Here is a 19,920-nt window from a genome sequence, read left to right on the forward strand (position 1 = left end):
GACGTCTTCCCGGTCGGCGCCGCCGGCTACTTCGCCGCGGTACTCGCCACCATCGGCCTCGGCCTGCTCGTGGGCACCTGGTTCGGCCGGGCCCGCTGGCTCATCGCCCTCGGCCTGGTGACCGCGGCGGCGCTCGGCATCGCCACCGTCGCCGAGTCCTACGACCGGGTGCGCGGCATCGACGGCAACGTCACCTGGGCGCCGACCGACCTGCGCGACCTGGCCGACCGGTACGAGAACAACCTCGGTGACGCCGTACTCGACCTGCGTGGGATCAACTTCGACAAGCAGGACGTGCAGGTGACCCTCGACGTGAACCTCGGCAACGCCACAGTGGTCGTACCGCCGGACGTGGACGTGACAACCGTCGCCGAGGTGAACGCCGGTGACGCCTCGGTCTTCGGCAAGCGCAGCGGCGGGCTCGGCAACCGCCAATGGGAGAGCACCGACACCGGCGCCGACGGCCCCGGCGGGGGCAAGCTGCGCCTCTACATCCACGTGAACGCCGGCAAGCTGGAGGTGACCCGATGAAGGCGCACCGCACCGACATCGTGTCGTTCGCTTTCGGACTCGTCTTCCTCGGCCTGTCCGTCTGGTGGCTGCTGGCCCGCATCCTCGGGCTGTCCGTACCTCCGGTCGGCTGGTTCCTGGCCGGCGGCCTGGTCCTGATCGGGTTGCTCGGGCTGATCGGCGCGCTGCGCTCGGGGCGGGCCGCGGAGCAGCCCGCGCCGCCGGAGGCGACGGTCTCCGCGCCGTACCGGGACGACAGCCCGGCCGGCGACGGCGAGACGACGTCCGACGTGGCCGACGAGTGGGCCACCGAGGCGACGACCGACGACGCGGGGCCCGCCACCCGCGAGATGCCGGCGGTGGACCCGCCGGCGGACGAGACACGCGAGGAACGGCGTACGCCGGGCGACCCGGCCTGACCGCGCCACTGCGGGGCCCTCGGAACGCGGCCTATGCTGGTCGGCGGAGATCTCGCCTCCGCCGGCCGGCCCGCGCACCCGACCACGCCGGAGCCGCCGGTCGGGTCGCCGGAGAGCCGCCGCCCGTCCGTCCGCTACCTCGTCAGGAGCCCGCCCGACATGACCCAGTCCCCCGCCGTGCGCGTCACCGGTCCCTCCGGTGCGGTCCGCATCGGCGAGCGCGCCGCCCGCACGCTCGTCAGCGAGTTCGCCCGGCGTAACGACCCGAAGGCCGGCCTGCTGGTCGGCGCGACTCCGGAGTCCGCGGTGCTGGCCGCGGCGATCGAGGCGCTGCTACCCGGCGACCGGCTCACAGTGGTGCCGGCGGAGGGCGCCGCGGCGGCCGCGCTGCGGGAGCACGTCACCGCGCAGGGCCGTTGGGTCGCCGACCGGGTACGGGTGGTCGACACCCTCGCCGAGGCGGACGCCGCCGCCGTGGTGGTCGTCGCCGAGCCGTTCACCGGCACCGCCGAGCAGGCGCGTGCCGCTGTGGACGGGCTGACGAAATACCTGGCCGACGGCGCGGTGCTGAGCGTCGCCGCGCCGCTGTTCCGCACCGAGGGCGCGGACGGCGAACTGGACCGGCAGGGCGTGCTGCACGGCGTACGCACCGACCTGGTGCTGCGCAACACCCCGCCGGTACGCGTGCACCACCTGCGGTTCACCCCGGCGCCGGTCGCGCTCGCGGCCTCGCTGTCCCCGGCGTACCGGCCGTCGAGCGTGCCGCTGACCCGGGGCATGCACATCGACTCGAACGGGGTGGCCGCCGCCGGCATCACGCTCGGCCTGGCCGCCCTGGCCCGGGCCGCCCGCCCGAAGTCGAAGCTCTGGCTGCTGCCGGCGCTGGCCGCCGCGCCGGTGGCCGCGTTCTTCCGGGACCCGGAGCGGGACGTGCCGGAGGACCCGTCGGCAGTGGTCGCCTCGGCGGACGGCCAGGTGCTCTCCGTGCAGCGCCTGCAGGACGAGCGCTTCGGCGACGGTGAGTGGCTGCGGATCGCGGTGTTCCTGTCCGTGCTGGACGTGCACGTCAACCGCGCCCCGGTGGCCGGCAAGGTGGTCGACTACTTCGTCGCCGACGGCGGGTTCGTCAACGCCATGAAGCCTGATGCCGAGCACAACGTGGCGGCGTACACGGTGCTGGACACCGACCATGGCACCGTGGTCGTGGCGCAGCGCACCGGGCTGATCGCCCGCCGGATCGTGCAGCGGGCGCCGGTCGGTTCGCTGCTGGCCCGGGGTGAGCGCTTCGGCCTGATCCGGTTCGGCTCGCGTACCGACGTCTACCTGCCGGCCGACGCGGCGGACCCGCTGGTCGGTCCGGGCGACAAGGTGGTCGGCGGCGCGACGGTGATCGCCCGCTGGCGCTGAACGCCGGACACGAAGAAGGGGCGCCGCTGCGGCGGCGCCCCTTCTGTCGTTCTCGGATCAGGCGGTACGGCGCTGGTGCAGCCAGAGCAGCGGCCCGCTGACCAGGTAGCCCACCACCACGAGGGCGAACGTGAGCCGGATGTCGACGAGCGCGCCGATCACCGGGGCCAGCCAGAGCCACGGCGGCAGCTTCAGCAGCCGGGCGAGCTTGGCGTACGGGAAGCTCGACACCATGGCGAAGGCGAGCAGCGCCACGCCGGCCACCATCACCAGGCCGGGTACCGGCACGCCGATGGCCACGGTCAGGGCCAGCACTGCCGCCGCCATGGTGGTCGGCACACCGCAGAAGAAGCGGCCGTCCTTCGGCGAGACGTTGAACCGGGCGAGCCGGATCGCCGCGCAGGCGGCGACGAGCGCGCAGGAGACCGCGGCGGCCGCCGGGGGCACCGAACCGGCCAGCGAGGCGTAGACCACCACCGGCGCGGCGAGGCCGAAGGAGCACATGTCGGCGAGCGAGTCCATCTGCGCGCCGAACGGGCTGGCCACGCCGAGCTTGCGGGCCAGCGCGCCGTCGAGGCCGTCGAACGCGACGCACGCGATCAGGCAGACCGCGGCGATCTGCACGTCACCGCGCATGGCCAGGAAGATGGCCAGCATGCCGAGCATGAGGCTGCTCAGCGTGCACGCGTTGACGAGCGCGAACTTGACCCGGCGGGCGGCGGTGCGCTCACCCGGCAGGAGCGGGATCGACATCGCCGATGACTCGTCGTCGACCGGGGCGGCCGGGGCGAGCGCCGGGCTGACCGGGCGTACCACCTCGATGTCGGTGTCGAGCCGGCCGTAGCGGAGACGCTGGCGGTCTGCGTAACGGTGGTCGGGGGTGACCAGGTCGGTCCCCGGAACGGCCGCGCCGTCCCGGCGGCCCACCCGGACCAGCAGCACCTGGCGGGCGAACGTGCTGCTGCGGCGCAACCGGCCCGCCCAGCGACGCCCTGCGGGGCGCGGACTGTCAGTCGTACGACGCCGGCGCCATGGGGCTCTCGGCACGTTTCCTCCATCACCGGATCGGCTGGCCGCCCTCGACGGGGCGGGTGTCCGGCTGTCTCGTGCCGGACCTTTCGGGTCCGGCAGCCCTTTTGCGGAGTACACCATTGCACAGGGAACAGGGGCTTGGCGATAGCTGCCGGCGGTACTTATATCTCCCTTAACCGCACGAACCGCTCAATCATTCCCATCTCGGGCTTCAACGTCCGTTTTTGTCGGCCAACCCTTCCTTCCGACTGTACCGGAGGTCACCCAGGGCGGCTCGGCGAGCGATTCACCTCACCCGCTGCCCGGTGGCGCGGGCCGCCACATCGGTCATCGACAGGCCGCCGACCTGCTCCGGCGCGAACCAGGCCGCCCGGGCGGTGGAGCCACCGGCCAGCTCGGTCACCACCGCCTCGGTCGGCGCGTCCACGCGTACCCGGTAGATCACCCGGATGCCGTGCCAGTCCAGCGGCCGGCCCTCCGGGCCGAGCGCGGCCGGGTTGTGCAGGTTGTCCACCGTCATCAGGTCGACCACCCGGCCCAGCTGTCCGGCCTCCTCGACCAGCTCACGCAGCAGCCCGGTGGCCGGCTGCTCGCCGTGGTCGGTGCCGCCGCCGGGCAGGTGCCAGCGGCCCGCGCCCGGGTAGCCGTCGGCGATCATGGTGAGCAGCACCCGGTCGGCCGGATCGGTGACCAGCCCGTACGCGGCGAAGCGCTGCCGTCGGTCGACGGCCGGCCCGGCCGGGTCGACGGGCAGCCCGCGGGGCATGTCGGCCGGCAGCGGAGTCACCGGCAGGCCGAGCAGCTCGGCGGTGAACACCATCAGCGGGAGGCTCGCCGCCTCCTGCGGGGTGAACCAGCCCACCTCGTCGGTGCCGCCGGCGGGCTCGGGTCGCAGCCGCCCGCCGCGCGCCTCGACGTCGAAGATCAACCGGTCGGTGTGCATCGCGACGTTCTCGGCGCGGAACGCGGTCACGTCGGCGACGGCGGCCCGGATCGCGCCGGGCGCGACGGTCAGCCCGGTCTCCTCGGCGAACTCGCGGACCACCGCGTCGGCCGGGTGTTCCGCGTGCTCGACGCCGCCGCCGGGCAGCTGCCACACCCCCGGGTACGGGCACTTCGCCGAGCCACGCGCCAGCAGCACCCGCCCCTCGGAGTCCCGCAGCATCCCGTACGCCCCGACCCGCCGCTGCTGCTCCACCCGCACCACTCCCCCGCACCCGAGCGCCCCACTCCGTCGATCATGAGGTTAGCGGTACCGGGGCGGACATTTCCCGCCGTCAACTTCATGATCGCCGGAGTGGGGCGCGGGTGTGAGCGGGTCGGGTGGGTCTAGAGGAGATGGGCGGCCTGGACCGCCTCGGCGGTCACCTCGGTGAGGCGGTCGGTGGGCAGGGCGCCGAGTTCCTCGCGCCGGAACCAGCGGGCTTCGCAGGTGGAGCCGCCGACGTCGGCCACCGTGGGCGGCGCCGGCTGGTCGACCACAACCCGGTAGAAGGCGCGTACGCCGTGCCAGTCGATCGGGTAGCCCTCCGGGCCGAGCGAGGCGGCGTCCCGGTGGCTGGCCACGCCGAGCAGCTCGACCAGGCGGCCGGTCTGCCCGGTCTCCTCGACCAGCTCCCGGATCAGCGCCGCGCCCGGCTGCTCGCCGTAGTCGGTGCCGCCACCGGGCAGGTGCCAGCAACCGGCGCCCGGGTAGCCGTCGGACACCCGGGTCAGCAGCACGCGCTCCTCCGGGTCGGTCACCACCGCGTACGCGGCGAAGCGCTGCGCCCGGTGCAGCCCGTCCGGGCCGGGCACGGCGTAGAACGAGGGGAACTCGGGCACCTCCTCCGGCACGATGTCGTCGGTGGAGGTGGGCAGGCCCAGCGCACGCGCGGTGAACGACCGCAGCGGCAGCTCCCGGGCCTCGTCGAGGGTGAACCAGCGGGCCAGGTCGGTCGGGCGGTCGATCCGCTCGGTGAGCGTCCCGCCGCGTACCGAGACGGTGTAGAGGAGGCGGTCGGTGTGGATCGTGATGCGCCGCTCGGGCAGGGCCCGCATGTCGGCGAGCACGTCCTGGAGGCCGGCGACGGCGACCGAGAGCCCGGTCTCGGCCGCGGTCTCCCGGACGACTGTGTGCTTGGGGTCCTCACCGTGGTCGACCGCTCCTCCGGGGAGCGACCAGGTGCCGGGGGTGCCGGAGCGCTCCGATGCGCGGACCAGCAACACTCGGCCGTTTGAATCAGCACAAACTGCGTATGCCGCGATCCTGCGGAGCGGCTCCAGCGAGGTGGTCACGGGATCAAATTCTCCCCGGAGCGGGTTACCGGGATCGAAAAGAGTCAGATTCCTGACTCTTCGCTGGCGTCTCAGGGACGCATCAGGGTAGGGCTCCGGGCGGTCACCGAGGTCGCCCGCCGCGGCGCGCGGGACCGTGGAGACATGACCTCTCCGAATCCCTCCCACGCCCCGTACAAGCAGCTTCGCCGCCCGATCAGCGACCGCATGATCGCCGGCGTGGCGAGCGGCCTCGGCCGCTACTTCGCCGCCGACCCCACACTGATCCGGGTGATCTTCGCGACCGCCACGGTGCTCACCGGCGGGCTCGCCGCGCTCGCGTACCCGATCATGTGGTTCCTGATGCCCGAGGAGCCGGCCGGCGCGCCCGCCTGGCCGCACCCGCCGGGCACCGCGCCCGGGTGGCCGCCGGTCCCGCCGACCGGGCCGGACGCCGGACCGCCGCCCGCGGCCTGAGCGGCGTCACTCCCACTCGATGGTGCCCGGCGGCTTGCTCGTCACGTCCAGGACCACGCGGTTGACCTCGGCGACCTCGTTCGTGATCCGGGTGGAGATCCGGGCCACCACGTCGTAGGGCAGCCGGGACCAGTCGGCGGTCATCGCGTCCTCGCTGGAGACCGGGCGTAGCACCACCGGGTGACCGTAGGTGCGCCCGTCACCCTGCACCCCGACGCTGCGGACGTCGGCCAGCAGCACCACCGGGAACTGCCAGACGCCCCGGTCCAGGCCGGCAGTGGTCAGCTCCTGCCGGGCGATCAGGTCGGCCTTGCGGAGCACGGCGAGACGCTCCTCGTCGACCGCGCCGATGATCCGGATGGCCAGGCCCGGGCCGGGGAACGGGTGCCGCCAGATCATCGCCTCGGGCAGGCCCAGCTCCAGGCCGATCGTGCGAACCTCGTCCTTGAACAGCGTGCGCAGCGGCTCGACCAGTGAGAACTTCAGGTCCTCGGGGAGGCCGCCGACGTTGTGGTGGCTCTTGATGTTGGCGGTGCCGGTGCCGCCGCCGGACTCCACCACGTCCGGGTAGAGCGTGCCCTGCACCAGGTATTCCACGTCGCCGTGCGCCGCGATCTCCCGGGCGGCGGCCTCGAAGACCCGGATGAACTCCCGGCCGATGATCTTGCGCTTCTGCTCCGGGTCGGTCACCCCGGCCAGCGCGCCGAGGAACCGCTCCCGGGCGTCGACCACCTTCAGCTTGATGCCGGTGGCGGCGACGTAGTCCTTCTCGACCTGCTCGGTCTCACCGGCCCGCAGCAGGCCGTGGTCCACGAACACGCAGGTGAGCTGGTCGCCCACGGCACGGTGCACGAGCGCCGCGGCGACCGCCGAGTCGACGCCGCCGGAGAGACCGCAGATGACCTCCTTGTCGCCGATCTGCTCGCGGATCCGGGCGACCTGCTCGTCGATGATGTTCGACGGCGTCCACGTCGGTTCGATGCCCGCGATGTCGTACAGGAAGCGGGTGAGCATCTCCTGGCCGTGCGCGGTGTGCCCGACCTCCGGGTGGAACTGCACGCCGGCGCGGCGGCCGGCCAGGTCCTCGAACGCGGCGACCGGGGCGCCCGCCGACTCGGCGGTGACGGTGAAGCCCTCCGGCGCCTCGGTGACGCAGTCGCCGTGGCTCATCCAGACCGGCAGGTCGGCCGGGAGGTCGCGCAGCAGCACGCCGGGCTCGGTCAGGCGCGGGCGCAGCGGGGTGCCGCCGTACTCGCGGTTGCCGGTGCGCGCGACGGTGCCACCGAGCGCCTGGGCCATGGCCTGGAAGCCGTAACAGATGCCGAAGACCGGCACGTCGGCGGTGAACACGCCGGCGTCGATCTGGGGCGCGTCCGGCGCGTACACGCTGGCCGGACCGCCGGACAGGATGATCGCGGCGGGGTTCTTCGCCAGCATCTCGGACACCGGCATGGAGTGCGGGACGATCTCCGAGTAGACCTTCGCCTCGCGGACACGGCGCGCGATGAGCTGGGCGTACTGGGCTCCGAAGTCCACCACGAGGACGGGGCGAGGCGTGCTCATGTGCGCAAAGCCTACCGACAGTCACCGGGCGCGCGGACGCGCCCCGGCGGTGTGGCGGGGTGAATGTGTTAACAGGGGCCCCTTCCTCTACCGGAGGCGTTAAGAAGGGGCCCTTCCTTTCACCGCAGGGCGGCGGGGGCGTGCGCGGGGACGGCCGGCCGCCGCGGCGGGACCGGCGCGACCCGGGTGTACGGCGAGCCGAGCGCCGGGCGCGGGTCCGCCTCGTCCTTGTTCGGCCAGTACGACATGGCCCGCTCGGCCTGCGCGGTGATCGTCAGCGACGGGTTGACGCCCAGGTTCGCCGAGACCGCCGCGCCGTCCACCACGTGCAGCCCCGGGTGGCCGTACACCCGGTGCCAGGGGTCGATGACGCCCTCGTCCGGGGAGGCGCCGATGACCGCGCCGCCGAGGATGTGCGCGGTCACCGGGATGTTGAACGGCTCGGTGACCGCCCCGCCCGGGGTGCCGCCGATCTCCTCGGCGAGCAGCCGGGCCGCCGTGTTGCCGGCCGGGATCCAGGTCGGGTTGGGCGCGCCGTGGCCGGGGCCGGAGACCAGCCGGCCCCGGCGGTAGCGGGTGGTCAGCGAGTTGTCGACCGACTGCATGACGAGCGCGATCACGGTGCGCTCGGACCAGCGGCGTACGGACAGCATCCGCGCCGCCAGCCGGGGCTGCCGGACGATGCTGCCCAGCCAGCGCCGGGCGCGGCGGGGACCGCCGTCGACGAGCAGCGACTGGAGCAGGCCCATCGCGTTGGAGCCCTTGCCGTACCGGACCGGCTCGATGTGGGTCTGCGGGTCGGGGTGGAACGAGCTGGTGATCGCCACCCCCTCGGTGAAGTCGACGCCGCGCTTCCGGGCCGCGCCGGGCGCCACCGAGGCGCCGAGGATGGCCTCGGAGTTGGTGCGGGTCAGCTCGCCGAGGCGGGGCGAGAGCGCCGGCAGCGCGCCGGTCGCCTTCATCTCGTGCAGCAGCCGCTGGGTGCCGAGCGCGCCGGCCGCGAAGACCACCTGGTCGGCGTGGATCACCTCGCGCCGCTTGCGCAGCCAGGCGCCGGTGCGTTCGGTGTGCACCGCGTAGCCGCCGGCCGGGTCGGGGCGGACGGCGGTCACGGTGGTCAGCGGGTGCACTTGCACGCCGAGCCGCTCGGCCAGCCAGAGGTAGTTCTTCACGAGCGTGTTCTTGGCGCCGTGCCGGCAGCCGGTCATGCACGACCCGCAGTGGCTGCACCCGGTGCGGTCCGGGCCGGCCCCGCCGAAGTACGGGTCGGCCACCCGCTCGCCCGGCCGCCCGATGTGCACGCCGACCGGCGTCGGGTGGTAGGTGTGCGCCACCCCCATCCGCTCGGCCACCGCGCGGACGGCCTGGTCCGCGCGGGTGTCGATCGGGTACGTGGTGACGCCGAGCATCCGCTTCGCCTGGTCGTAGTGGCGGGCCAGCTCGTCGCGCCAGTCGGTGATGTCGCGCCACTGCGGGTCGGCGTAGAACGCGTCGAGCGGCTCGTAGAGCGTGTTCGCGTAGACGAGCGAGCCGCCGCCCACCCCGGCGCCGGAGAGCACGAGCACGCCGCCGCCGGCCTTGCGGTCGGCCGAGCGCAGCAGCGTGATCCGCTGGAGCCCGAAGCAGCCGAGCCGGGGCGCCCAGAGGAACCGTCGCGCCCGCCAGGACGTACGCGGGAACTCGTCGTCGGCGAACCGCCGCCCGGCCTCCAGGACGCCGACCGAGTAACCCTTCTCGGCCAGCCGCAGCGCGGTGACGCTGCCGCCGAACCCGGACCCGATGACGACCACGTCGTAGCGCATGGACGCATCATTACCGACGAGTAGCTATAGCGCCAACGAGACCTTTTCGCACATCATGCAGAGCGCTCGATCGCCGGGATTCCCACCACTGCAACCTCTGGGCCCTCCTGGCGCGTCGAATCACACGGGGAGGCACGAACGTGACGAGACGACGCCTGCTGGGCCTGGCCGCGCTGGTGGCCGCGCTGCTGGTCGCCACCGGAGCGGTGGTGACCACCCGGCTGGTGGCGAACCGTCCGGCCGCCCCGGCCGCCGCGCCGAGCACCACGCCACCGGCCTCGCCGACGCCCGCCCCGACCACCGCCAGCCCGACGCCGCCGCCCGGCGCCGACCTGAAAGGCCCGCTCAACCTGCTGCTCGTCGGCGTCGACACCCGGGTCAGCATCCCCGGCTGGGAGCCGCACGCCGACGCCGTGCTGCTGCTGCACGTACCCGCCGGGCTGGACCGGGCGTACCTGTTCTCGCTCCCCCGCGACCTGGTGGTGGACATCCCCGCCTACCCGAAGGCGCGCTACCCGGGCGGCCGGACCAAGCTCACCCACGCGATGAGCTACGGCAGCCGGGTGCCGGGCGACAAGGCCAACCCCAGCACCGCCCAGGGGTACGAGCTGCTGCGCACCACCGTCTCCCGCTACACCGGGCTGCGCATCGACGCCGGCGTGGTGATCACGTTCGGCGGCTTCGACAAGCTGGTGGACACGCTCGGCGGGGTGGACCTCTACGTCGACCAGCGGGTCGAGTCCCGGCACCGCCGCCCGGACGGCACCATGCGGACGCTGACCGGCGGCGGCTACACCGGGCCGCAGATGGTCTACGAGAAGGGCACCCGGCACCTGACCGGCTGGCAGGCGCTGGACTACGCGCGGCAGCGCTACACCGCGGGCGGCGACTACACCCGGCAGCGGCACCAGCAGCAACTGCTCCGGGCGCTGGCCCGCAAGATCGTCGACCAGGGCACCGCGCGCGACCCGCAGCGGGTCGAGCAGGTGGTCGCCGCGCTCGGCAAGACCCTGGTGTACGCCGGAGGCGGCCGCGACCTGGTCGACTTCGCGTACGCCCTCGGTGGCCTGCCCGCCGACCGGCTCACGCTCGTCGTGCTGCCCGGCGCCGGGGTGAGCAGCGGCGGCGCGTACCGGGGCGAGCAGCTCAAGCCGCTGGGCCGCGACTTCCTCACCGCGCTGCGCGACGGGCGGGCCGACGCCTTCCTGACCGCCCACCCGTCGCTGCGCGTCAAGAACTGAGGACCTACAGCGGTTTCGGGGCGGGCGGGCGCTCGGTGCCGTACAGCCACGGGTCGAAGACCTTCGCCAGCTTCTTGCCCGAGACCCGCTCGGCCAGCGCGACGAAGTCGGCTGTGGTGGCGTTGCCGTTCTTCCGCTCCGCCGCCCAGGTACGCAGGACGGTGAAGAACGCGGTGTCGCCCACCGCCACCCGCAGCGCGTGCACAGTCATCCCGCCCCGGTCGTAGACCGAGCGGCTGAACAGGTTCTCCACCCCCGGCTTGCCCGGCGGCGTCCGCCACACCTGCGAGCCGGCGTTCGCGTACTTCTGCTCGAACGTGCGCTGCACGGTGGTCGAGCCGCTGTGCTCGGCCCACAGCCACTCGGCGTACGTGGCCAGCCCCTCGTTGAGCCAGATGTCCTGCCAGCGCTGGATCGACACGCTGTTGCCGTACCACTGGTGGGCCAGCTCGTGCGCGACCACGCCGGTGTTGTCGCCCTGCCGGAAGAAGCTGGCCGAGTAGACCGGACGGCTCTGCGTCTCCAGCGCGTACCGGATCCGGTCGTCGTCGATCACCACGCCGCCGTACGAGTCGAACGGGTACGGCCCGAAGACGCTCTCCAGGTAGTCGGCGACCTCGACGGTACGCGCGATCGACCGGTCCGGGGCGCCCTGGGGCAGCTGCGTGGTGACCGCGCTGTACACCGGCCGCCCCTTGTGCTCACCGGTGGTGACCCGGAACTTCCCGATCGCCACGGTGGTCAGGTAGCTGGCCGCCGGCGCGCCCTCCGACCATTTCCAGGTGGTCCAGTCGCCGCTTGTCGACTTCCCCTTCGGCACGCCGTTGGAGACCGCCGTCAGTCCCTTTGGGACGGTGATCTCGAAGTCGTAGGTCGCCTTGTCCGACGGGTGGTCGTTCACCGGGAACCAGGTGCTCGCCGACTCCGGCTGACCGAGCGCGATCGCCCCGTCCGAGGTGTGCAGCCAGCCGCCCTCACCCAGCGACTCGGTACGCAGCGGCTCCGGCCGCCCGTCGTACCGGATCTCGGCGGTGAACCCGTTGCCGGAGGTCAGCCCGGTGGCCGGGGTGACCACCAGTTCGTTGCCGGTACGGCTGTGCCGGGCGGCGGCGCCGTCCACAGTCACCGAGCGGACGGTCAGCCCGGCCAGGTCCAGGTTGAACGCGGACAGGTCGGCGGTCGCGGTGGCCCGCATCGTGGTGGTGCCGCTGAGCTTGTCCGTCTCCGGGTCGTAGCGCACCTTCACGGTGTAGTGCGCGACGTCGTAGCCACCGTTGCCGTAGCTCGGGAAGTAGGGGTCGCCCGCGCCGGCCGCGCCCGCCGCGAAGCTGCGCGTGGCCGCCGGGGCGGCAGTGGTGGGAGACGCCGGTCCCGGGTCCGGCTCGGCCGAGCCGCAGCCGGCCACCAGCAGCGTCGTGCAGGCCAGCAGCCCGAGCCGTCGTCGTCCGCCGCGCCGCGTCATCGCCTCGATCCCTCCGGGGTCCCGAACAGCGGCCCCGCCCACGGGCCGCTCCGCCCGCGGCAGCCTACCCCGCGCCGCTCACGCCCACCTCCCGGCATTCCGGGAGCCGTCGCGCCGACCAGCCAGGCGTCCAGCAGCGTCCGCAACGGCCGCCCCGACGTGCGTTCGGCGTACCCGACGAAGTCGGCGGTGGTGACGTTGCCGTTGCGGTGCTGCGCCAGCCAGCCGCGCAGCACCCGGTAGAACGTCTCGTCGCCGACCGCGCGGCGCAGCGCGTGCACCGCGAGCGCGCCCCGCTGGTAGACCGCGTCGCCGAACATCCCGGACCGGCCCGGGTCGACAGTGGGCTTCGACCAGTCGGTGTCCGCGTACCGCTCGGCGACCGTCTGCGCCACCGTCCGGCCGCCGTCGTGCTCGGCCCAGAGCCATTCGGCGTACGTGGCGAAGCCCTCGTTGAGCCAGATGTCGCTCCACCGGGCCACCGAGACGCTGTCGCCGAACCACTGGTGGGCCAGCTCGTGCGCGACCACCTCGGTGTTCGGGCGGTCGCCCCGGAAGAAGCCCGGCCCGTAGACCGGCCGGCTCTGCGTCTCCAGCGCGTACCGGATGCGCTCGTCGGCCACCACGATCCCGCCGTACGCCTCGAACGGGTACGGACCGAACCGCTCGGCCAGGAAGTCGGCGATCTCACCGGTGCGGGCCACCGACGCGGCGGCCGGCCCGTCCGCGGGCAGCGCCTCGGCGACGGCGGTGACCAGCGGCTTGCCCGCGTGCGTGCCGGTGCTGACCCGGTAGTCGCCGATCACCAGCGTGCTCAGGTAGCTGGCCATCGGTGCGCGCTCCGACCAGCGCCAGGTGGTCCAGCCGCCGCTTGAGGTCTTGCCCTGCGGCACGCCGTTCGCGAGCGCGGCGAGCCCGTCCGGCACGGTGATCGTGAAGTCGTAGGTCGCCTTGTCCGACGGGTGGTCGTTGACCGGGTACCAGGTGCTCGCCGACTCCGGCTGGCCGAGCGCGATCGCGCCGTCCGGTGTGGCGTGGAAGCCGCCGTCGCCGAGTTCGGCGTTCGGCAGCGGTTGCGGCACCCCGCCGTACGTCACCTCGACGGTGAGCCGCTTCCCCGACGGCAGCCCGCGCGGCGGGGTGACGATCAGCTCGGCGCCGTCGTGGCGGTGCTTCACCGCCTCCCCGTCCACCCGGACCCGCTCGACGTCCAGCCCGGCCAGGTCGAGCTGGAACCGGGACAGCGCACGGGTGGTGGTGGCGGTCAGCGTGGCGGTGCCGGCGAGCCTGTCGCCGGCCGGGTCGTAGCGCACGTCGAGCGCGTAGTGGCCCACGTCGTAGCCGCCGTTGCCGGCCCCCGGCACGTACGGGTCACCGGCGTCCGCCGCGCCCGGCCGGAACCCGTTGTCGTCGCCGCCCGTGCATCCGCTCACCGCCAGCGCCGCCACCAGCCCTGCCGCCCAGATCCGCCCCCGTCTCACCCGGCGAGCCTAGACGCGCGACGGCGCGGGCGGGGCCGGAACACGTCCGGGCCGCCGCCCGCGCCGTCATGCGGTGCTCAGCCGGTGCTCAGCGGTGCTCAGCGGTCGAGGACCAGCCCGACCTTCTGGAACTCCTTCAGGTCGCGGTAGCCGCACTTGGCCATCGCGCGGCGCAGGCCGCCGAAGAGGTTGAGCTGGCCGTCCGGCTCGTCGGCCGGGCCGAACAGCAGCTTCTCCATCGAGCCGAGCGGCTCGCCGGCCACCTCGAACGCGCCCCGGGGCAGCGACGGGTGGCTGGCCGCGGAGTGCCACCAGGCGCCACCGGCCGGCGCCTCCTCGCAGAGCGACAGCGGCTCGCCGAGCATCACCGCGTCCGCGCCGCAGCCGAGTGCCTTGGCGATGTCGCCGGAGGTCTGCATGTCGCCGTCGGCGATCAGGTGCACGTACCGGCCGCCGGTCTCGTCCAGGTAGTCGCGGCGGGCAGCGGCGGCGTCGGCGATCGCGGTGGCCATCGGCACCCGGATGCCGAGCACCGACTCGGTGGTCGACCAGTCGTCGCCGCCGATGCCCACGATCACACCGGCCGCGCCGGTACGCATCAGGTGCAGCGCGGTCTTGTAGTCGGTGCAGCCGCCGACGATGACCGGCAGGTCAAGGTCGGCGATGAACTCCTTGAGGTTCAGCGGCTCGTCGGTGGTGGAGACGTGCTCGGCCGAGACGAGCGTGCCCTGGATGACCAGGATGTCCACGCCGGCGTCGAGGATCACCGGGGCCAGCGCGAGCGTGTGCTGCGGCGATACCCGCACCGCCACCGTGCCGCCGCCCTCGCGCAGCTCGCGTACCCGCTCGGCGATCAGGTCGGGCCGGATCGGCTCGGCGTAGACCTCCTGGAGGCGCTTGGTCGCCCGCGCGTCCTCGCCGAGACCGGCCAGTTCCTCCAGCACCTTGGCCGGGTTCTCGTACCGGGTCCAGAGGCCCTCGACGTTGAGCACGCCGAGGCCGCCGAGCTGGCCCAGCCGGACCGCCGAGGCGGGGCTCATGGTCGCGTCCGAGGGGTGGCCGACGCAGGGGATGCCGAACTGGTACGCGTCGAGCTGCCATGCCGTGGAGACGTCGTCGACGTCCCGGGTGCGGCGGCTCGGCACGATGGCGATGTCGTCCAGGTGGTAGCCGCGCTGCGCGGTCTTGCCCAGCCCGATCTCGACCACGTCACGCATGAGGGACTCCAGGTGGTTGGGGGTGGTGGGTCAGCGGGAGTGGTAGTTGGGCGCCTCGACCGTCATCTGGATGTCGTGCGGGTGGCTCTCCTTGAGCCCGGCCGCGGTGATCCGGATGAGCTGGCCACGCCGGTGCAGCTCCGGGATGCTCTCCGCGCCCACGTACCCCATGGCGGCGCGGAGGCCGCCGATGAGCTGGTGGGCGACGGCGGACAGCGGACCCCGGTAGGGCACCTGGCCCTCGACGCCCTCCGGGACCAGCTTGTCCTCGGCGAGCACGTCCTGCTGGAAGTAACGGTCCTTGGAGTAGGACTTGCCCTGGCCACGCGACTGCATCGCGCCGAGCGAGCCCATCCCCCGGTACGCCTTGTACTGCTTGCCGTTGATGAAGATCAGCTCGCCGGGGCTCTCCTCGCAGCCGGCCAGCAGGCTGCCGAGCATCACCGTGTCGGCACCGGCGACGAGCGCCTTGGCGATGTCGCCGGAGTATTGGATGCCGCCGTCACCGATCACCGGCACGCCGGCCGGGCGGGCGGCACGGGCCGCCTCCATGATCGCGGTGATCTGCGGTACGCCGACCCCGGCCACGATCCGGGTGGTGCAGATGGCGCCCGGGCCGACGCCCACCTTCACGCCGTCCGCGCCGGCCTCGACGAGCGCCTTCGCGCCCGCGTACGTGGCGATGTTGCCGCCCACGATGTCGATGCTGACGTCCCGCTTGAGCCGGGCCACCATCTCCAGCACGGCCCGCTGGTGCCCGTGCGCGGTGTCCACGATGACCACGTCCACGCCGGCGTCGACGAGGGCACGGGCCCGCTTGTAGCCGTCCTCGCCCACGCCCACCGCGGCGGCGACCCGGAGCCGGCCCGCGTCGTCCTTGGTCGCGTTCGGGTACTGCTCGCTCTTGGTGAAGTCCTTCACCGTGATCAGGCCGCGCAGCTTGCCGCCCGCGTCCACGATCGGCAGCTTCTCGATCTTGTGCTGGCGCAGCAGGCCGAGCGCGTCGTCCTTGCTCACCCCGACCGGGGCGGTGATCAGCGGGGTGCGCGTCATGATCTCGCGGACCGGCGTGGCCGGGTCGGAGACGAAGCGCATGTCGCGGTTGGTGACGATGCCGACCAGCTGGCCCTGCCCGTCGATCACCGGCACGCCGGAGATGCGGTAGCGACCGCAGAGCGCGTCGACCTCGCGCAGCGTGTCGTCCGGGCTGGCGGTCACCGGGTTGGTGATCATGCCGGACTCGGAGCGCTTCACCAGGTCGACCTGGAGCGCCTGGTCCTCCACCGACAGGTTGCGGTGCAGCACGCCGATGCCGCCCTGGCGGGCCATGGCGATCGCCATCCGCCCCTCGGTGACCGTGTCCATCGCGCTGGACAGCAGCGGCACGGTCAGCTCGATGTTGCGGGTCAGGCGGGTACGGGTGTTCACCCGGCTGGGTACGACGTCCGACTCGCCCGGCTGCAGGAGCACGTCGTCGAAGGTCAACCCGAGCGGTACCACCCGGGCCGAACCGGCCGGCAGCTCGGGCAGATGGCCACCCAGCTCCCCGCCGTCGGTGCCGGCCGGGATCTCGGTGCTGGGCGAATTCTCCACGATTGCTCCCCTGAGCTGGTCGATCGGGCTGCAGCGAGGCGGCGCGCGGGGGCACCGGCAGGCGCCTGGTGACGGCGCGTCGCCTCATCGTACCCACTGGCCCGTTCCCGTCCGGGCAGCGGCGGGCCCGGGGGTAGGCCGGGCCACAGCGCGGCCTGGGGCGGGCTTTCCGGCGGCCCGGGGACTACGGTGAGGGGGTGCACGACGAGCCCATCGACCCGTTCAACGGCGACCCTGCCGATCCGGCTGCCGGTCTGCACGATCCCGGCGACGACGACGCGCTCGACCCGCTGACCGACGTCGAACGCCAGGACGTGCTGGAGGACCTCGCCGATCTGGAGATCTACCAGGCGCTGCTCCAGCCGATCGGGGTGCGCGGCCTGGTGATCGAGTGCGAGGACTGCCGCGAGCCGCACTACTTCGACTGGGACCTGCTGCGCGGCAACCTGCGCCACCTGCTCAACTCGGGGCGCCCCCGGGTGCACGAACCGGCCTACGACCCGGACCCGGACCATTACGTGAGCTGGGACTACGCCCGTGGCTACGCCGACGGCGTGCACGACACGCTCACCGAGGGCACCGACGACTCCGCGTCGGAGTGACTCCCGCCCGGGTCAGGCGACCAGGCCGGCCCGGAAGCCGGCCGCCACGGCGTGTGCCCGGTCCCGCGCCCCGAGCTTGCGGAACAACCGTCGGGCGTGCGTCTTGACCGTGTCCTCGGAGACGAACAACTCCCGCCCGATCTCCGCGTTGCTCTTGCCCTCGGCCATGCCGAGCAGCACCTGAAGCTCCCGCTCGGTCAGCCCGATGGCACCGCGCGGCGTCCGGGCCGGCCGCTGACCGGCGCCCGGGCGGGCCGCCTCCGCCGCGTCGGCCGCCGCCGGATCCTCCGCGTCCTCACCCCGCTGCACCGGCACCACCGTGGGCAGGCCGGCCGCGTCCACCGGCGCCACCGCCGGCCAGCCGGGCCCACCCGGGGTACGCCCCGCCGACCGGGCCGGACCGCCGACCGCTGCCGCGTCCCGGGCGGTGTCCGCCACCCGGTGCCTGTTGCTCCGGCCGGGAGCGGACAGCAGCAGCAGCGCCTTGGCGACCGCGCTGGTCAGATCGTGGTCCGCGTTCTGGATCAGGCCACGCGCTCCGGCGCTGATGGTGGCCGCCGCCGACTCCGACTCCTCGGCCCCGAGCAGCAGCACCGCCGCCTGCGGCGCGCGGGCCAGCACCCGGCGCACGAAACCGGCGCTGTCCGGCCGGGTCAGCGCGGTGTCGGCGAGCACCACGTCCACCGGGCGCTCCGCGAGCCGCAACATCACCTCCGGATCGGAGACGGCCGTCCGGACGACGCCGGACAGCCCGAGCCGCGCCGCCGCGGAGGTCAGATGCTGGGCCGCCAATGGTGTCCGAACGCACACAAGAACACTACGCACAGTGGTCTCCTCTCCGACTCAGAGCAGACCATGCGGAGGTGGGCTCGGGAGGGGGTTCCGGGCAATCATCCGAACTTTTCCGACAGATGGGGCATATGCCACCGACTGTCCGAGGTTTTCGATCACAGATGTGTGAGGCGCGGACCGCTCGGGTACCGAGGGGTTCATCCGGAACCGGCATCCCGCGCGGACCGCCGCCCGGTAGCTGGCCACGAACATTCTCCGCGGTGCCGCGCGGGAGGAGGGGTGCTGATGTCGAACGTACGTAGGCTGCCTGGACCGATCGACGAGCTCTGGGACTGGCAGCGGCTCGGGGCCTGCCGTGGCCGCGACAGCGCGCAGTTCTTCCACCCGGACGGCGAGCGCGGCTCCTCCCGGCTGCGCCGCGAGATGGGCGCCAAGTCCGTCTGCCGCGCCTGCCCGGTACGCGCCGAGTGCGCCGCCCACGCGCTCTCCGTACGCGAGCCGTACGGCGTCTGGGGCGGGTTCAGCGAGTCCGAGCGGCTGCGTCTGCTCGCGCTCGGCTGGGAGGACCTGGCCGACCGCCGCCAGACCAAGGTGGACATCGCCCGGCTGGAGGCGCGCCTCGGCCGCCCGCACAACACCGCCGTGCCGGACCAGCGCAAGGTCGCCTGACCGGCTTCACGACCCCCGACGCCGCGCCCCGGATCCCGGGGCGCGGCGTCGTGTCGTGGCCCGGGGCATCCGCTGGCCCCCGCACCCCGGCGCGGCGAAGGCCGCCGCTGGGCGACTCGCCTACCGTTTCGAATACCAGGATCGGCGTTCCAGAGGCTAGGACACCACATAGATCTTGGTATGAAACGGCCCCTATAGGGGCGTTTCATACCAAGATCTCTTTCGTGAGCGCTCGGGCGTCTGGACTCAGGCCGGAGCCAAGCGGCGCGCACCCGATCGGCAGGCACCCGCCAGTGGCACGGGCAGGCCATCTCCCCACCGAGAGCGGTCCTCGCGACGGTGCGGGTCAGGTGACTGTGACCCTTACCGTGTGCCATCCCGTCGCGCCGTCGGGGGCGACCGGGGCGCGCTGTTCCGTCTGGGTCTCGCCGGTGCTGTCGGTCGCCCGGACCTGGAGCGTGTGCTCGCCCGGTGTGGCGTCCCACCGCCACGACCACTGCACCCACGTGTCCGCCGACACTGCCGGGGCCAGCGTCGCCTCCTGCCAGGGGCCGCCGTCCACGCGTACCTCGACGCGCCGCACGCCCCTGTGCTGCGCCCACGCCACACCGGCGACGGTCACCGCACCGGCGGCGGGACGGCTGCGGGGCCGGGGCGTGTCGATCCGCGACTGCGTCTTGACCGGACCCTGCGCTGACCAGCCGCGCGGCACCCAGTACGCGTCGAAGTCGGCGAAGCTGGTCAGCTCCAGCTCGGTGATCCACTTGCACGCGGAGACGTACCCGTAGAGGCCCGGCACCACCATCCGCACCGGGAAGCCGTGCTGGATCGGCAGCGGCTCGCCGTTCATGCCGACCGCGAGCAGCGCGTCCCGCCCGTCGCGCAGCACCGAGGTGGGCGTGCCGCACGTCCAGCCGTCGACGGCGCGCCCGACCACCTGGTCCGCGCCGTCCTCCGGGTCGGCCTCGTCCAGCAGGTCCTTGATCGGTACGCCGAGCCAGCGCGCGTTGCCGATCAGGTCGCCGCCCACCTCGTTGGAGACGCAGGCGAGCGTCACGTAGCGCTCGACCAGCGGGCGGGCGAGCAGGTTGTCGAAGCTCAGCTCGATCGGGTTGCGGACCCGCCCGTGGATGCGCAGCCGCCAGGTGACCGGGTCCACCTGCGGCACCACCAGCGCGGTGTCGATCCGGTAGAACTCCCGGTTCGGCGTGACGTACGGCGCGAGCCGGGACAGCGACAGGTCCGCTCCGGCCGGCACCGGTGGGGCGGGCGCGACCGGGGCGGGCAGCGTCACCGCGTCCCGGGCCGCCGATACGCCGCGCCGGCCGGCCAGCCAGTGCCCGCCCAGCCCGGCCACCGCCGCCGCGCCGGTGAGCAGCCCGGCGCCACGCAGGAAC

At 73.4% G+C, this 19,920-nt stretch carries 17 protein-coding genes and 1 pseudogene; 7 read left to right on the plus strand and 11 right to left on the minus strand.

The features are described 5' to 3' along the window. The 3 genes from KBX39_RS03720 to KBX39_RS03730 all read left to right on the plus strand — a co-directional run. Nucleotides 1-531, plus strand: a 531-nt coding sequence (locus KBX39_RS03720; RefSeq protein ID WP_247659849.1) for a LiaF domain-containing protein, incomplete at its 5' end; no start/stop codon positions are given. Further along, on the plus strand, nucleotides 528-929 hold the full coding sequence (locus KBX39_RS03725; protein ID WP_043328346.1) for a hypothetical protein: 402 nt from the start codon (nucleotides 528-530) through the stop codon (nucleotides 927-929). The genes KBX39_RS03720 and KBX39_RS03725, both read left to right, overlap by 4 nt. 159 nt (nucleotides 930-1,088) lie before the next feature. Further along, nucleotides 1,089-2,336 carry a phosphatidylserine decarboxylase gene (locus KBX39_RS03730; protein ID WP_043330939.1) on the plus strand — a complete coding sequence of 416 codons (1,248 nt, stop codon included), beginning with the start codon at nucleotides 1,089-1,091 and terminating at the stop codon, nucleotides 2,334-2,336. Nucleotides 2,337-2,393: 57 nt separating this feature from the next. Here the strand turns inward: KBX39_RS03730 and KBX39_RS03735 are convergent, their stop codons facing one another. From KBX39_RS03735 to KBX39_RS03745, 3 genes are all read right to left on the minus strand, one after another. After that, nucleotides 2,394-3,308 (minus strand): phosphatidylcholine/phosphatidylserine synthase, encoded by a 915-nt coding sequence (locus KBX39_RS03735; protein WP_210869186.1) that lies wholly within the window; start codon nucleotides 3,306-3,308, stop codon nucleotides 2,394-2,396. A 346-nt stretch (nucleotides 3,309-3,654) separates the two neighbouring features. Further along, a complete protein-coding gene (locus KBX39_RS03740) occupies nucleotides 3,655-4,566 on the minus strand; it encodes an NUDIX hydrolase (RefSeq protein ID WP_210869188.1) in 912 nt (303 codons plus the stop codon). Between the two features lie 131 nt (nucleotides 4,567-4,697). Further along, nucleotides 4,698-5,645 carry an NUDIX domain-containing protein gene (locus KBX39_RS03745; RefSeq protein ID WP_043328344.1) on the minus strand — a complete coding sequence of 316 codons (948 nt, stop codon included), beginning with the start codon at nucleotides 5,643-5,645 and terminating at the stop codon, nucleotides 4,698-4,700. Nucleotides 5,646-5,789: 144 nt separating this feature from the next. Here KBX39_RS03745 and KBX39_RS03750 point away from each other — a divergent pair, with 144 nt between their 5' ends. Beyond that, nucleotides 5,790-6,101 (plus strand): PspC domain-containing protein, encoded by a 312-nt coding sequence (locus KBX39_RS03750; protein WP_166456932.1) that lies wholly within the window; start codon nucleotides 5,790-5,792, stop codon nucleotides 6,099-6,101. A gap of 6 nt (nucleotides 6,102-6,107) precedes the next feature. On the opposite strand, the gene guaA is transcribed toward KBX39_RS03750, so the two are convergent. Both guaA and KBX39_RS03760 read right to left on the minus strand, forming a co-directional pair. Continuing rightward, complete coding sequence (gene guaA, locus KBX39_RS03755; RefSeq protein WP_210869190.1) at nucleotides 6,108-7,664, minus strand: glutamine-hydrolyzing GMP synthase; 1,557 nt, start codon at nucleotides 7,662-7,664, stop codon at nucleotides 6,108-6,110. Between the two features lie 119 nt (nucleotides 7,665-7,783). Continuing rightward, nucleotides 7,784-9,466, minus strand: a complete 1,683-nt coding sequence (locus tag KBX39_RS03760) for an FAD-dependent oxidoreductase (RefSeq protein ID WP_210869192.1) — start codon at nucleotides 9,464-9,466, stop codon at nucleotides 7,784-7,786. A 140-nt stretch (nucleotides 9,467-9,606) separates the two neighbouring features. Between KBX39_RS03760 and KBX39_RS03765 the strand changes: the two genes are divergently transcribed. Next, nucleotides 9,607-10,707: an LCP family protein gene (locus KBX39_RS03765; RefSeq protein ID WP_210869194.1), complete on the plus strand. Its 1,101-nt coding sequence runs from the start codon at nucleotides 9,607-9,609 to the stop codon at nucleotides 10,705-10,707. Between the two features lie 4 nt (nucleotides 10,708-10,711). On the opposite strand, the gene KBX39_RS03770 is transcribed toward KBX39_RS03765, so the two are convergent. The 4 genes and pseudogenes from KBX39_RS03770 to guaB all read right to left on the minus strand — a co-directional run bounded on the left by KBX39_RS03770 (nucleotide 10,712) and on the right by guaB (nucleotide 16,460). Continuing rightward, nucleotides 10,712-12,169, minus strand: coding sequence for a M1 family metallopeptidase (locus tag KBX39_RS03770; protein WP_210869196.1), 1,458 nt, complete (start codon nucleotides 12,167-12,169; stop codon nucleotides 10,712-10,714). Between the two features lie 92 nt (nucleotides 12,170-12,261). Next, nucleotides 12,262-13,650 (minus strand): annotated as a pseudogene (locus tag KBX39_RS03775) (M1 family metallopeptidase); the annotation flags it as partial. A 98-nt stretch (nucleotides 13,651-13,748) separates the two neighbouring features. After that, entirely contained in the window at nucleotides 13,749-14,867 is a 1,119-nt protein-coding gene (locus KBX39_RS03780; RefSeq protein WP_043328337.1) for a GuaB3 family IMP dehydrogenase-related protein, read from the minus strand. A 30-nt stretch (nucleotides 14,868-14,897) separates the two neighbouring features. After that, complete coding sequence (guaB, locus tag KBX39_RS03785) at nucleotides 14,898-16,460, minus strand: IMP dehydrogenase (RefSeq protein WP_064446576.1); 1,563 nt, start codon at nucleotides 16,458-16,460, stop codon at nucleotides 14,898-14,900. 197 nt (nucleotides 16,461-16,657) lie between these two features. Here guaB and KBX39_RS03790 point away from each other — a divergent pair, with 197 nt between their 5' ends. Next, a complete protein-coding gene (locus tag KBX39_RS03790; protein WP_043328334.1) occupies nucleotides 16,658-17,062 on the plus strand; it encodes a DUF5319 domain-containing protein in 405 nt (134 codons plus the stop codon). A 12-nt stretch (nucleotides 17,063-17,074) separates the two neighbouring features. On the opposite strand, the gene KBX39_RS03795 is transcribed toward KBX39_RS03790, so the two are convergent. Next, nucleotides 17,075-17,887, minus strand: coding sequence for a response regulator transcription factor (locus KBX39_RS03795; protein ID WP_166456937.1), 813 nt, complete (start codon nucleotides 17,885-17,887; stop codon nucleotides 17,075-17,077). A 252-nt stretch (nucleotides 17,888-18,139) separates the two neighbouring features. Between KBX39_RS03795 and KBX39_RS03800 the strand changes: the two genes are divergently transcribed. Then, nucleotides 18,140-18,523, plus strand: coding sequence for a WhiB family transcriptional regulator (locus tag KBX39_RS03800; RefSeq protein ID WP_013288543.1), 384 nt, complete (start codon nucleotides 18,140-18,142; stop codon nucleotides 18,521-18,523). 346 nt (nucleotides 18,524-18,869) lie between these two features. Here KBX39_RS03800 and KBX39_RS03805 read toward each other — a convergent pair. Continuing rightward, on the minus strand, nucleotides 18,870-19,920 hold a 1,051-nt coding region (locus KBX39_RS03805; RefSeq protein WP_210869198.1), incomplete at its 5' end, for a molybdopterin-dependent oxidoreductase.

It is taken from the genome of Micromonospora sp. D75, assembly GCF_018070405.1.
Lineage (GTDB): Bacteria > Actinomycetota > Actinomycetes > Mycobacteriales > Micromonosporaceae > Micromonospora > Micromonospora chalcea.